This is a genomic window from Protofrankia sp. CiT1, assembly GCF_917627335.1.
In the GTDB taxonomy this organism is placed as follows: Bacteria; Actinomycetota; Actinomycetes; order Frankiales; family Frankiaceae; genus Protofrankia.
In genome coordinates this window covers 21,242-35,111 of sequence record NZ_CAKJTP010000023.1, presented here as the reverse complement: position 1 = coordinate 35,111, position 13,870 = coordinate 21,242, and the positions used below count along the sequence as shown (strand labels likewise).

Genomic DNA, 13,870 nt, shown 5'->3' with positions numbered 1-13,870 from the left:
AGGTAGCACTGTGGATGGCACGGCCAGCATGACCATGTCCTCAACGGCCTCCCCGCGCCACCCGATCGGAGCGGCCACCAGCACGACCGGCCGGGCCGCGGGCCGCGGCGCGGGCCGCGCACGCATCCCGTCGAGTTCCTTCAGCAGGCCCACGGACACCTGGTCCGCGGGCCGGACATGCACGACAGCCGGCGGCGGGGCCGCCGCTGAGCCACCGCCTCGAGCGAGCCGCTGGCCGGCAACCGTGGACACCGCCCACATGGCAACGGGTGCCAGGCAGCTGAGCAGCGACAGCACCGCCCAGACCATGTTGGCCGGGTACACGTTGCCGCAGGCTGCCGCGACGGTGATGGAACCCGTGGAGAGCATCGCCCAGAAGAGGTGTTTTCGGAAGGTCAGGAGCCGATCGGGGCTGGCGCTACGCCCCTTGGGAGTGACGACGAAACCGAGCGGACGCCGCAGTAACGCGCCGACAAAGGCGGTCGAGTAAAAGGGGGTACACAACATCGAGACGAAGATTCCGGAGATTCCGGCGGTTCCCTTCTCCTCATGCGGGCTGATATTGAAACGCCGCAGCCAGATGTAGAGGAGAAGCCTCGCCACCGCGACATCGATGTAGAGGGCCAACCAGGACGATATGCGCACCGTGACCCCGCTGGAGCCCAGCGCCATATAGCTGACGGTGAGCAGCATCCCCATCAGCCAGGTGAGGGCGACCGTCGGATAGTGCAACATCAAGATCAGGTAGTGCAGGCGGCCTCCCCACGACAGTTTCCGCAGCCGGCGCACCGACTCGGTCACCATGACCTCGTTGGAGCCGCGTGCCCATCGCAGCTGTTGGCTGAAGAAGTCGGTCCACGTCGCCGGCCCCTCGCCGACAGCGACAACATCGGGTGTGTACACCGATTTCCACCGCCGGCCGGTTTCCGGGTGGCGCGCCCCGTGCACGGCGAAGGAGGTGGCCAGATCCTCGGTGATCGAATCCTGGAACCCGCCGATCTGCTCCCATGCCGCGACACGGTAGGCATGGTTCGTTCCGACGAACATTCCGCAGTTGAACCGGTTCGCGGCGCGCTGGATCACTGAATGGAACATGTAGTTCTGGGCTTCGGCACCGCGGGTGAGAAACTTCTGGAAGTTTCCGTAGACCTGCGGTCCCACGACGAAGGCGACCTCGGGATCCCGGAAGTAGCCGAGCATGCGCGCGGCGAAGTTCGGTAACGGGATGTGGTCGGGATCGACCGACATGACGATGTCGTAGGACGCGCCGTGGGCGGCCAGCCATGAGTTGTGGTTGCCGTGCTTGGTGCGGGTGCGAAAACGCCCTTTCGGCTCGTTCCACCGTTCGACCCCGTTGCGGGAGAAATGATGGACCCCGATGTCCGCACACACCGCCCGGACTCCCGGATCATTCCCCTCGTCGAGTAACCAGATGTCGATCGGCGTGCCATAGTGGATCCGCCGGGCCGCGATCAGGGTGTCACGCACGACATCGATCGGTTCCTTTGCGGGCACGATCGTCGTCGTGAAGGCGATCCGCAGGCCGTCCGCCGGCCGCACCGGCACCGGATCGCGCATGATAAACGCGGACCAGCAGAGCGTGATCGAGTTAAGCAACCGAATTCCCTCGGAAATGACGATCAGCAGGAACATGACGGCATTGCCGAGACGGACCGGGGCCGGCAGGTACGCGCCCCGGGGAAAATGATCCGGCTGGATCAGCCAGACAAAGAACAACGACGATAACCCAACGGTGGCCACCAGCAGCGGCAGCACCATCCACAGCTCGCGGCCAACCATGACCCGGCGATAGGCGACCCGGTATCTCCCGCTCGTGGCCGGCAGGGTAAGCGGACCCGCAAGGCTCGAAAAAGATGTGTAATCGTAGGCCAATTTTGTTCCAAGGGCTCGTGCCACCGACAGGGGAAAGCCACCGAAATCGGTCCGTTCTCGACCTGTTCGCCGGCTGCGATCCGATCACCAGAAAGGCGGGGGCGCCCACGTGCCTCGGCGCCGCCCGCGCTCGTCATCAGGCCGGGTCACCCACTACCCGGGTGAAGCGGCCGACCAGTTGCCACCCGGCCCCGCCCACGCTGAGCGTGACGCCGGCCGCGAGGCTGAGCCACAGGCCCAGGCCCACGTGTGTACTGGCCACGGGATGGTCCGTCTGGAAGGTACCGATCCGTAGCTGGAGGAGTTTCGCGGCCAGGGGATCCCCCGCATCGATCTCAGCGGCGGCGAGGACGGTGATCACAAGACCAGCCGACGCCAGCGCGAGGGACAGTGGACGCGCACGCCGCCCGTCCGGCGGCAACAGGCAGGACACTGCGCAGACAACCCCCAGCAGCAGCACGACCACACCGTTGGCCGACAGCTCCAGCCCGGTACGGCTGACCGCAAGCAGGACCGCCCCGCGGTCGGACAGGGTCGCGCCCGCCCATGGCAGGAGCGTCCCCACCGCCGCGGCCATCCCCGCGGCACCGCATCCCACAATGATCAAATCCGCGGATGGGAACCTGGCTACGTACTCAAGGCCCGCGGGTGAGCCGTCCGATTCGCGAATCGACAAGCTGCCCCCTTCGACACCGGCACAACCACATCAACCCAATGGGTACCTGGTATCGCACAACCACGTCCGGACTTCTCATGATCACGTTCGCAACCAGTGACAAGATGTCTGGACCTGTCCGTTACGGGCCAAGAGGTACATCCGGACGCCCCGGCCCGCCCCGCGCGCCCCGCGCGCCTCCTGGCGGCGCCGGCACGGCGGTTCTCAGATCACCAGATGGCCGTCGCCGACGCCGACCCAGGTCGTCGACGTGAGCTCGCTGGGGCCCATCGGCCCGCGAGCGTGCAGTTTCTGCGTGGAGATACCGATCTCCGCACCGAAGCCGAATCGTTCACCGTCGGTGAAACGGGTAGAGGCGTTGACCATGACCGCAGCGCTGTCGCAGGTTGCGACGAACCGGCGGGACGCCTCCAGCGAGCGCGTGATGATCGCCTCGGTGTGCCCACTGCCCCATTGCCGGATATGGGCCACGGCCTCGGCCAGGGAGCCCACCACCCGGACCGCCATGTCCAGCGAGAGGTACTCGGTGGCCCAGTCCTGCTCCGTCGCGGGCAGCGCGGACGGGTCGTGCGCGCGGACCGCGTCGTCGCCGTGGATCGTCACCCCGGCCTGGCGGAGCGCGGTGAGGACCCGGGGCAGGAAGGCGTCGGCGACACCCGCGTGGACCAGCAGTGTCTCGGCCGCGTTGCACACCGACACCCGCTGGGTCTTGGCGTTGAGGACGATCGCCAGCGCCTGGTCGAGATCCGCGTCAACGTCGACGTATACATGGCAGTTGCCGACCCCGGTCTCGATCACAGGCACGGTGGACTCCGCCACCACCGCCCGAATCAGACCAGCCCCGCCCCGCGGGATCAGCACATCCACAAGACCGCGCAGCCGCATGAGCTGCTTGACGGACTCGTGGTCGGCACCGGGCACGAGCGCGACCGCGTCGGCGGGCAGCCCAGCTCCGGCCGCGGCCTCCCGCAGCACCGCGACCAGCGCGGCATTGGTACGCGCAGCCGACGCGCTGCCGCGCAGCAACACAGCGTTACCACTCTTGAGGCACAGCCCAGCCGCGTCCACCGTCACGTTCGGACGCGCCTCGTAGATGATCCCGACCACACCGAGGGGCACCCTGACCTGGCGCAGCTCTATTCCGTTGGGAAGCCGCCGACCACGGACTACCTCGCCGACCGGGTCGTCGAGGGCCGCCACCTTGCGCAGACCGCCGGCAATGGCGACGAGGCGGTCCGTGGTGAGGGTCAACCGGTCAACCATGGCCGTACCGGTGCCCGCGTCGCGGGCCATCGCGACATCCTCGGCGTTGGCCTGGAGAACTGGCTGGCCAGCGGCCAGGATGGCGTCCGCCATCGCGTACAGGGCACGGTCCTTGTCCGCGCGCGACAGCGGCGCGAGCGTGGCCGCGGCCGCGCGGGCCCGGACCGCGGTCTGGCGGACGTCCTCGGCAATGGTGTTCATGATCAGTTCCTTCCGACCCGACGCCTGCCACCGGAACGCGCCCCACCGCGCAAGGGCCAGAAACGGGTATGTTCCGCGCCGCTGGGGGTTGATGTCCCCGGTTCACTACAGAGGTTACCGGCCTCAGTGGTCGGCGCTGGACGTTCATCCAGGGTCTGCCAGCGCCAGGCGGCGCCTCGCGTCGTTGTCACCAGCCCCGGCAGCACACCGCTACCGGGGCCTGGGCCGCCTCGCGACGCATCCACCTGGCATCCGACAACCCCTTGAAGGACTGCCAGCGCCGACCGCTCAGAGCGCGTTTGAGATCGTCATTCCGGCTCGCCGCGCCCAGGCGCCCCCTGGCCGCGTTGTCGGCCACACCGATACAACTCAGCCGGTATCGCTTCGGCCTTCCGCCTTGCGCCGCACGCACCCCAGCCCCACTCCTTGATCCACACCTCTATTGCCGGGCGCTCTTCGCCCTCGACGCGGTGCCGAACCGGCCGCTGCCGGGACGGGCGGGCCGCCGTCCGGGACCCGCGTGTGGAACCGCCGGAGGCGCGCCTTACCGTGCATGGCATGCTCACGCTGCACACATCCGACTGGCATCTCGGCCGCGCCCTGCACGGGTTCGATCTGTCGGCGGCCCAGGCCGCGTTCGTCGACCACCTCGTCGAGGTTGTCCGTGTCGAGCAGGTCGACCTCGTTGTCGTCGCTGGGGACGTGCACGACCGGGCCATCCCACCGGTCGCGGCCATGCGGCTGTTCGACGAAGCGCTCTCCCGGATGCGCGATGCCGGCGCGCGGGTTGTGGTGATCAGCGGTAATCACGACGCCCCCGCGCGCCTTGGTGACAAGGCCGGGCTGCTTGATCCCCGGGTCCGCATCCGCACGGAGGTGGCTGCCGTCGCCGATCCCGTGACTGTCGAGGACTCCCACGGCCCGGTCCACGTCTACGCCATCCCCTACCTCGAGCCGGCCGCGGTGGCTGCGGCCCTGGCGGACACCGCCGCCAGCGACGGCGTCACTACAGAAGGCGTCACCACAGACAGTGCCGCCGCAGACAGTGCCGCGAGCGACACCGCCGGCACGGATGCCGCCGCCGGCACCCTTGCGGCCGATACCGCCACCGGGGGCGCCGGGGTGGCCCGGACCGTGCCGGCCGGTACCGCGGCAACCCATGCGTCGATCATGCGGCAGGCGATGCGTGCCGTCCACGCCGCGCGCGCTCGCCACGGTGGGCGCAGCATCGTCTGCGCCCACGCGTGGGTGCACGGGGGCAAGGGCAGCGACAGTGAGCGCGACATCAGCGTCGGTGGGCTGGCGGCGGTCCCCGCGGACCTGTTCACCGGGATCACCTACACCGCCCTCGGCCATCTCCACAAGCCGCAGGCCCTGCGCGATGACCTACGCTACAGCGGCTCACCGCTCGCCTACTCGTTCTCGGAAGCGGCGGATGCCAAGTCCTCCCTGCTGGTCGAGCTGGACGCGACCGGCCTGGCCGGTGTCGAGGAGATCCCGGTGCCGCTGTACCGCAGCCTCGCCCGGCTGCGGGGCACCCTGGCGGATCTCATGACCTCGGCTGTCTACGAAGCGCATACCGGTGACTTCGTGTCAGTCGTGCTCACCGACCCGGTCCGCCCGATGGACGCGATGACGACCCTGCAACGCCGGTTCCCCCATGCGCTCACCCTGAGCCATGAGCCGGTTGCTGGCGGGGCCGCGGACGGGCTCAACTACCGGCAGCGTATTCGCGGGCGCACCGATCTGGCCGTCGCCGAGGCGTTCCTCACCCATGTGCGGGCCGAACCCGACGAGCGCGAACGGTCGTTGCTGCGGGCGGCGCTGGATGACGCCCGGCTGTCCGAGGACGCCGCCTGATGCGTCCCCACCGGCTGGAACTCACCGCCTTCGGGGCGTTCCCGAACAGCGTCGAACTGGACTTCGACCAGCTCAGGGCAGGCGGTCTGGTGCTGCTGTGCGGCGAGACCGGCGGGGGGAAGAGCACCCTGCTCGACGCGCTCGGGTTCGCCCTGTACGGCACTGTCCCGGGGCTGCGCGCCCGCGCCCGCGACCTGCGCTCGCATCACGCCGACGCCAGCACGGCGCCGTGGGTGCGGCTGGAGTTCAGCCTGTCCGGTCGGCGGTTCCGGATCGCACGCACCGCGCTCTGGGAGCGACCGAAACGTGGCGGCGAGGGCAGTGTCCGGGTGAACCCGACCGCGCTGCTCGAGCGGTGGGCCGGCCCCGGTTGGGAGGTGGTGGCCCAGCGCAACGATGACGTGGGCCTGGAGGTCGGCCGGCTGCTGGGGATGACCGCCGAACAGTTCTTCCAGGTGATCATGTTGCCGCAGGGGCACTTCGCCGATTTCCTACAGGCGGACCACGATGCCCGGGAGCGGCTGCTCAAGCGGCTGTTCAGGGTCAACCGGTTCGAGCACGCCGAGCAGTGGCTCGCCGACCAGGCAAAGATCGCGGATGAGAGAGCGGCGAACGCGCGCGGGGAACTTGTCCGGGTGCTGGCACGCGCGGCCGAAGCCGCGGAGACGGCGGAACCCGCTGACCCCGAGGCCGACCCGGAGTGGGTCGCCGACCTCGCCGCCGCCGCGGCGGCCGCCACCACCGCGGCAGACGATCGGGCCGCGGTGGCGGCAGACACCCGCCGGCACGCTGAGGACTCCCTTGAGCAGGCTCGCGCGCTCGCCGAGCGCCAGTCCGAACGCCGCGACCTGCTGACACAGCTTGCGGCGCTGGAAGCGGAGCTCCCCGCGGTGGAGACGATGGCCGCCGAACTCGACGCGGCCCGGCGCGCCGGCCCGGTACGCCGGGCGCTGGAACATGTGTGGGACCGCGCGGACAGCCTCGAGCGGGCGCGTTGTGCCCAGGAGGCCGGACGTGACAGGCTGCGGCTGCTGGGTGCCCGCCACGACGCGTCCGTCGACGAGTTGGCGCGGCTGTCCCGTCTCACCCACACGGATGTGGGACGTCTGGAGCAGCTGTCCCATGTCCTGGCCGCAGCGGAGGCCGACGACGCGGCGGCGGCGGCGGCCGAGTCCGACGCCGAGAGCCACGCGGCAGCGCTCACCGCGCTCACCGAGTATCTGCGGACCGAGCTGCCGCAGCGGCGGCACGTCCTCGAGGAGCGGCTGAACCGGGCCCGAGCCAGCGCCGCGGCGCTCCCCGGGGCGCGGGAACAGGCCCGGGTGGCAGCGGAGCTAGCCGGCACCGTACGGCAACATCACGAATCCATGACCCGTGCCGACGAGGCTGAGCGGACCGCCCGCGACGCCCGCATCCGGGCCAGCGACATCCGCCGCCAGCGGTTCGACGCGATCACCGCCGAACTGGCCGCCGCTCTGGTCGACGACTCCCCCTGCCCGGTCTGCGGATCGCTCGCCCACCCCGACCCCGCCGAGGTCCGGGCGGACCATGTCGACAAGGACGACGAGCTGGCCGCCGAAGCTGAGGCCGGCCGGCTCACGGCGGTGGCAACCGACGCGCGCCGCGATGCCGACCGGCTCGATGAGCGCATTCGCACTCTGCTGGGTGAACTCGCCAACCGGGTGGAGCCCGCCTGGAGCACGCCGGAAACAGGATCGGCACGTGCGGACGGCCAACCACCGTCCCGTGCGGTCGAGTCGTTCGCGACGGTCACCGTGGTCGGAGTCATCGACTCGGCCCCGCACGGCGCGGGCGGCACCGATGTGGGCGGCACCGATGTGGGCGGCGATGCCACGGACAGCCATGACGTTCACCGCGGCAGCGGCGACGGCAACAGTGGCGGCAACAGCGACGGCGGTGCCGCCGACCCGCGGCGCCGGGATCTACCGGTTGCTCCTGAGCCAACCGCCGAGGGGTTCGAGCGGACCGCGGCGGACCTCGCCAGCCACGCCGACATGCTTGCCGCCACCGCCGCCGATCTCCCATCCGCCGAGCAGGCGCTTGCCCTGCTCCGCGAGGAGGAGACACGAGCCGCCGCGGAGCTGGCCGGTCACGGGTCGGCCGAGCAGCTCGCCCGCACCCATGCGGAGGAATACCGGGTACGGGCCGCCCGGCAGCGTTCGGGCATTCCACCGGAACTGCGGGACCCCGACCAGCTGGCGACACGTCAGCGCGAGATCGCACAGTTCGCGGACGCGTACACCGAGTGCCACGCCGCCGCCGCGGCGGCGGTCTCGGCGGAGGAGGAACACCGCCGGGCGTCAGCCGCGGCCGACGGTGACGCCCGCGCCGCGGGCTTCCCGGACACGGCCACTGCCCGAGCCGCCTGCCGGGAGGACAGCTGGCTCGCCGCGACACAGACGCGGCTGGACGCCCACCGGGACGATCTGGTCGGGGTGCGATCCCGGTTGGCCAGCCCTCAGCTGGCCGTCGACCCGCAGGCGCCGGTACCGCTGGCCGACCGGGAGGCAGCCGCGCTGGCCGCCCGGGAGGCGCACGAAGCGGCGCTCGCCGCGGCGGCGCGGGCGGGCGACCGGCTCAGGCGCCTGTCCGGCCTGGTCGCCGTCTTCGCCGAGGCGTTCGCGGCGGTGGCACCGCTGCGCGAGGCAGCCCAGCACATACGCGGCCTCGCCGACGTGGCCGCGGGACGCGGTGACAACCGCCAGGGCATGCCCCTGTCGAGCTTTGTCCTCGCCGCCCGGCTCGAGGAGGTCGCGACCGCGGCGAGCGGGCGGCTGTCGGCGATGAGCGGCGGCCGGTTCACCCTGGTCCACGATGTCGGTGAACGCCGCGACCGGCGGCGCCGGGCCGGTCTCGGGCTGCTCGTCGAGGATGCCTGGACGGGCCGGCGGCGTGACACCGCCACCCTGTCCGGTGGGGAGACCTTCCAGGCCGCGCTCTCCCTGGCGCTGGGACTCGCGGACGTGGTCACCGCCGAGTCCGGCGGTCAGGCCATGGACGCGCTGTTCATCGACGAGGGCTTCGGCAGCCTCGACCCCGACAGCCTGGAGGAGGTCATGAACGTCCTGGACGACCTGCGCTCCGGCGGCCGGCTGGTCGGTATCGTCAGCCACGTCGCCGATCTGCGCCAGCGCATCCCCACCCAGGTCACCGTCGTCAAGAGCGCCCGTGGCAGCCATGTCCGGACCAGCCTCACCTGACCGGCGGGATGGCCCGGGACGCCGGCCGCGCTGTGCTCCTTCAGGCTCCGTACGGCCGACAAGGCCCGCGCGGCCGACGACGCTGGAGCCAGCGGCCAGCGCTGGCACGACCGTCCAGACCGGCGCCCATGAGCACACTGGCCAGGCGCCAGCCGACGTCGGCTGGCGCCTGGCTCGGCGTCAGCGGCGCGGCTGGAGGAGAACGAGGTCGTCACGATGGACGATCTCGCGCTCGTAGAACGAGCCAAACTCAGCCGCAAGATCGGATGTTGAACGACCCAGCATCCCCGGCAGCTCCGCCGCGTCGTAGGCGACCAGCCCCCGGGCGACCGACAGGCCCGCCGGGCTGACCAGGTCAACCGGGTCACCGGCGGAGAAGTCACCGTCAACCTTGGTGACCCCGGCAGGTAACAGCGACACCCGGCGGTCGACCACCGCGGCCACCGCACCGCTGTCCAGAAACAGCCTGCCCTGCGGGATCGTCGCGTGTTCCAGCCACAGCAGGCGGGACGCCCGGCGCGGGCCGGTCGGGTGGAACACCGTGCCCACGTCGGCGCCGGCAAGAGCGGCGGCCGCGTTCCCCGCCGACGTGATGATTGTCACGACCCCGCCCGAGGCGGCCATCCGAGCCGCCTCGATCTTCGTTGCCATACCACCGATCCCGACCCCGGCGCTGCCGGTGCCGCGGGTGCCGACCCCATCGAGATCCGCGTCCGCCCGGACCTCACGGATCATGGTGGCCGGGCCGCGCCGCGGGTTGGCGTCATAGACACCGTCCACGTCGGAGAGCAGGAGCAGCAGATCCGCGGAGACGAGATGCGCGACGATCGCCGCGAGACGATCGTTGTCCCCGACCCGGATCTCCTGGGTGGCAACGGCGTCGTTCTCGTTGACAATGGGAACGACGCCGAGTTCCAGCAGCCGGTCCAGGGTGGTCCGGGCGTTACGGTAGTGAGTGCGCCGGATCACATCGGTAGCGGTGAGCAGCACCTGGCCGACCCGGTACCCGGCCGTCCCGAACTCGGTGGCGTAACGGTGCACGAGCATGCTCTGACCGACGCTCGCCGCGGCCTGCAGGGTCGCGAGATCTCGAGGCCGCCGGGTCAGCCCCAGCGGCGCGAGGCCCGCGGCGATGGCGCCCGACGAGACCAGCACCAACCGACCCGCACGCGCCAGCAGTGCCCGCACCAGCGCATCGACGCGATCACCGTCGATACCGCCGCTCGCGGTCGTCAAGGACGACGAACCGACCTTCACCACAATCCGGTTGGCCCGTGTCACAAAGTCACGAACAGTCACACATCAACCCTGTCACGAGTCGCCCTCGTCGTCCCCAGCGCCACTGGCATGATCAGCTGCCCGGCGAGCGAAGCGTTGAGCCCTGGTCAACCGGGTGGTGGTGCGGAGCCTGTCGTCACTGCCACGAGGGCCGAGAGTGGATCCCACCGAGAGCGCCTCAGCTCCCCCTGAGCCGGCGGCCGTGGATCCACCAGCGGCCGAGCCGGCAGGCAGAGCGTCACGCCGGCCCCCACGCCCACCACGCCCGCTCAGGTGCGGCTCCCAGTCAAAGGTGACATCGCCGATGGTCACCGCGACACCAGGTTCCGCCCCCAGCCGAACGAGCTCAGCCTCCAGGCCGAGACGAGCCAGCCGATCGGCGAGGAAGCCGACCGCCTCATCGTTACCGAAGTCGGTCTGCCGGACCCATCGCAGGGGTTTGGCACCGGTCACCACGAACCCGTCATCGTGTGCGCGGACGGCGAAATCAGGCTCATCAACCGCGCGGGGGCGGAGAACGACCCGCTGGGAGGTCCGCGCCGGCTGTAGCGCCCGATGTTCGGCGACCCGTTCAGCCAGGGCGAGCGAGAGCGTACGGACGCCCTCCCGGGTGGCGCTGCTCACGGCGAACACGGCCAGCCCACGGGCGGCGATCTCGGCCGTGACCAGGTCTGCCAGGTCGCGGCCATCCGGTACGTCAATCTTGTTGAGGACGACCACCCGCGGCCGGTCCGACAGGTCCGCGGAGTACGCGGCCAGTTCGGCCTCGATGACGTCGAGGTCGCTGACGGGATCACGGCCGGGCTCGAGGGTGGCGCAGTCCAGCACGTGCACGATGACCGAGCAGCGCTCGATATGGCGCAGGAACTCAAGCCCCAGGCCTCGTCCGGAACTGGCTCCGGGGATCAGGCCTGGGACATCGGCCACCGTGTACGGCGGAAGGTCACCGGCCAGCGCCACGCCGAGGTTCGGTACGAGGGTGGTGAAGGGGTAGTCCGCGATTTTGGGCTTGGCCGCGCTGAGCACCGAGACCAGCGAGGACTTGCCCGCGCTGGGAAAGCCCACCAGCGCCACGTCCGCGACGGTCTTGAGCTCCAGGACGGCGTCCAGCCGCTCCCCCGGCTCGCCGAGCTCCGCGAACCCCGGGGCCTTGCGCCGAGCGGAGGCAAGAGCCGCGTTGCCCCGGCCACCGCGGCCACCGCGGGCGATGACCAGCTCGCTCCCGGCGCCGACAAGGTCCGCGACCTGCTCGCCGTCCGGCCGTAGGACGACCGTGCCGTCCGGCACTGGCAGCACAAGATCGACACCATCCGCGCCGTGCCGGTTGGAGCCCTGGCCCGGACGGCCGCCAGAGGCTCGCTGGTGGGGGTGGAAGTGGAACTCGAGCAGGGTCGTCACACTCGGGTCAGCCCGAAGAACGACGTCCCCGCCACGCCCGCCGTTACCGCCGTCAGGGCCACCGAGCGGTTTGAACTTCTCCCGGTGAACCGACGCGCAGCCAGGCCCGCCGTCCCCCGCGATGACGTGGAGGACGACCCGGTCGACGAAGGTGGGCACCGCTGCCTCTCCTCATCGTCGTTGGCTTAGCGGTCGCCGAGACAACTCGCCCACGCGGACAGCGGCACCGGCCCTGTTGAGCTGCGAGCCGGCTGCCTCAGGCAGCCCGCGCCCCCTCAACGGGAATGATGTTGATAACCCGGCGGCCCCGGCGGTTGCCGAACTGGACATGCCCGGCGACCAGCGCGAAGAGTGTGTCATCGCTGCCACGGCCTACCTGGGAACCGGGGTGGAAGTGCGTGCCCCGCTGGCGAACGATGATCTCACCTGAGTTGACGTACTGGCCACCGAAACGCTTCACGCCCAGCCGCTGGGCGTTGGAGTCACGACCGTTGCGCGAGGAGCTCGCGCCCTTCTTGTGTGCCATGTCGCTCAGGCCTTCCCGGTCTCGATACCGGTCACCCGCAGGCGGGTGAACTTCTGGCGGTGGCCCTGCCGCTTGTGATAACCGGTCTTGTTCTTGAATTTGTGAATTCTGATCTTAGGACCCTTGACGATCTCGACGACCTCCGCTGTCACCTCGACAGACGCGAGCGCGTCCCTGTCGTGGGTCACCACGTCGCCGTCGACAAGCAGGAGCGCCGACAGGTTGACGGTCGCGCCCGGCTCGCCCTTGACGAGCTCGACGTCAACGACATCGCCGACGGCGACCTTGTGCTGCTTGCCGCCGCTGGCCACGACCGCGTACACCGGTTCTCCTTGCTGAAGTCGGACGGGCATCTCTCACACGGCGGAAACACAGCCGTGCCCGGCCCTGATTGCACTACCTTAACAGGCGCATGCGCCAACCTGACACCGGCGGCCCCGCCCCCGCGCCGCGACCCGGGCCACAGGGCGTATCCGGCCATGGCACCGATGAACCATGGCGTGCCGCCGACCAGCGCGCAACCATCGGAATGGGCTCGGCACGGGCTCGGCACGGGCACTGCGCTCCCGGCTGGCGGCCAGTGCCCGAGCAGAGCCAACAGGCAACGGGTGGCCGCCGACAGCGCGACGCGAGCCTCGCGCATCGTCCGCGGCCTGGGTGGGGGTTGGGCCACGATGGGCTGGCAGATTGTGATCTGGGTGGCCGGTGCCACCACGGCCGCCGCTGTCCTGACCGCCGGCTGGCCGCTGGTGTCCTCAGCCCGGACAACGGACCCCCGGCGGCGGTCCGTGACCATCGCGGCATCCGCGGTGGTCGTCACAACGGTGCTCGGGGTCGCTCTCAACGGGCTGGTGGGCCTGCCAGCCGGAGTACGCGCGACGTGGGCGCTCAGTACGGCCTACGCGGCCTGCTGGCTCGCGGTGCGTGCCCGCGAGCTTTCCAGGGACGGCTGCGCCTTCCGTGGCCGGCCTCAGGCCGCCGCCGCGGGCAGCGATGCCCACAGCGATGCGCTCTCTGCCCAGGACGACGTCGTCCAGGCTCTGGTCGTCGCCTCGTACGCCCTGCAAATGGGCGACAACAGCCGTGCCAGCGCGGCGGTTGACGGCGCGTTGCGACGGTCCCGCGCGCGGCTGGACGCGCTCGTGCGCGAGCACGACCAACGCGACCTCATCCGCCGGGAAGCGGCGCAGCACTGGGCCACCGGCGAAGCCTGACCAGCCAGAGGCTACGGCGTGTTCCGGGAGCCGTCGTTCGATCAGGGGAGCGGCGTCCGGCTGGATGGATCGCGCGGCGGCGGAGGCAGCCGCCCTGGTTGTGGGCGTCAACCGACGACAACGACGCGAGGCGCCGCCCGGACCGGGACACGGACCCACGCGCCAGGCGGCCGGCCGGATTCGGCGATGTCAGCGCCCGCGGCCGATCAGGAGGCCTGGTCCAGCGCGGCGCTGGACCAGGCCGCTGTCAGCACGCATGCGTCAGCACACGCATCAACACTAAGAGCGACCGGCAATAGGGGACGCGGCGTCGCGGGGCTGGGGCACGCACCTCGCCGTG

At 70.6% G+C, this 13,870-nt stretch carries 10 protein-coding genes; 3 read left to right on the top strand and 7 right to left on the bottom strand.

Annotation, left to right across the window (positions count from 1 at the left end):
• The 3 genes from MJ785_RS06480 to MJ785_RS06470 all read right to left on the bottom strand — a co-directional run.
• A partial coding sequence (locus tag MJ785_RS06480) for a glycosyltransferase family 2 protein (protein ID WP_239380193.1) occupies positions 1–1,917 on the bottom strand: 1,917 nt, incomplete at its 3' end.
• A gap of 112 nt (positions 1,918–2,029) precedes the next feature.
• On the bottom strand, positions 2,030–2,569 hold the full coding sequence (locus MJ785_RS06475; protein WP_239376968.1) for a hypothetical protein: 540 nt from the start codon (positions 2,567–2,569) through the stop codon (positions 2,030–2,032).
• 204 nt (positions 2,570–2,773) lie between these two features.
• Complete coding sequence (locus tag MJ785_RS06470; protein WP_239308437.1) at positions 2,774–4,033, bottom strand: glutamate-5-semialdehyde dehydrogenase; 1,260 nt, start codon at positions 4,031–4,033, stop codon at positions 2,774–2,776.
• Positions 4,034–4,591: 558 nt separating this feature from the next.
• Here MJ785_RS06470 and MJ785_RS06465 point away from each other — a divergent pair.
• Both MJ785_RS06465 and MJ785_RS06460 read left to right on the top strand, forming a co-directional pair.
• Entirely contained in the window at positions 4,592–5,893 is a 1,302-nt protein-coding gene (locus MJ785_RS06465; protein WP_239308452.1) for an exonuclease SbcCD subunit D, read from the top strand.
• Positions 5,893–9,114: an AAA family ATPase gene (locus tag MJ785_RS06460; RefSeq protein ID WP_239380191.1), complete on the top strand. Its 3,222-nt coding sequence runs from the start codon at positions 5,893–5,895 to the stop codon at positions 9,112–9,114. The genes MJ785_RS06465 and MJ785_RS06460 overlap by 1 nt, the downstream gene beginning before the upstream one ends.
• Positions 9,115–9,294: 180 nt before the next feature.
• On the opposite strand, the gene proB is transcribed toward MJ785_RS06460, so the two are convergent.
• From proB to rplU, 4 genes are all read right to left on the bottom strand, one after another.
• Entirely contained in the window at positions 9,295–10,413 is a 1,119-nt protein-coding gene (gene proB / locus MJ785_RS06455; protein WP_239346189.1) for a glutamate 5-kinase, read from the bottom strand.
• A 12-nt stretch (positions 10,414–10,425) separates the two neighbouring features.
• On the bottom strand, positions 10,426–11,949 hold the full coding sequence (gene obgE, locus MJ785_RS06450) for a GTPase ObgE (RefSeq protein WP_239308434.1): 1,524 nt from the start codon (positions 11,947–11,949) through the stop codon (positions 10,426–10,428).
• A gap of 97 nt (positions 11,950–12,046) precedes the next feature.
• Complete coding sequence (gene rpmA / locus MJ785_RS06445; protein ID WP_239308433.1) at positions 12,047–12,316, bottom strand: 50S ribosomal protein L27; 270 nt, start codon at positions 12,314–12,316, stop codon at positions 12,047–12,049.
• Positions 12,317–12,321: 5 nt separating this feature from the next.
• Positions 12,322–12,639 (bottom strand): 50S ribosomal protein L21, encoded by a 318-nt coding sequence (gene rplU / locus MJ785_RS06440; RefSeq protein WP_239308432.1) that lies wholly within the window; start codon positions 12,637–12,639, stop codon positions 12,322–12,324.
• A 351-nt stretch (positions 12,640–12,990) separates the two neighbouring features.
• Between rplU and MJ785_RS06435 the strand changes: the two genes are divergently transcribed.
• A complete protein-coding gene (locus tag MJ785_RS06435; RefSeq protein ID WP_239308431.1) occupies positions 12,991–13,530 on the top strand; it encodes an MFS transporter in 540 nt (179 codons plus the stop codon).
• Positions 13,531–13,870: the final 340 nt, after the last annotated feature.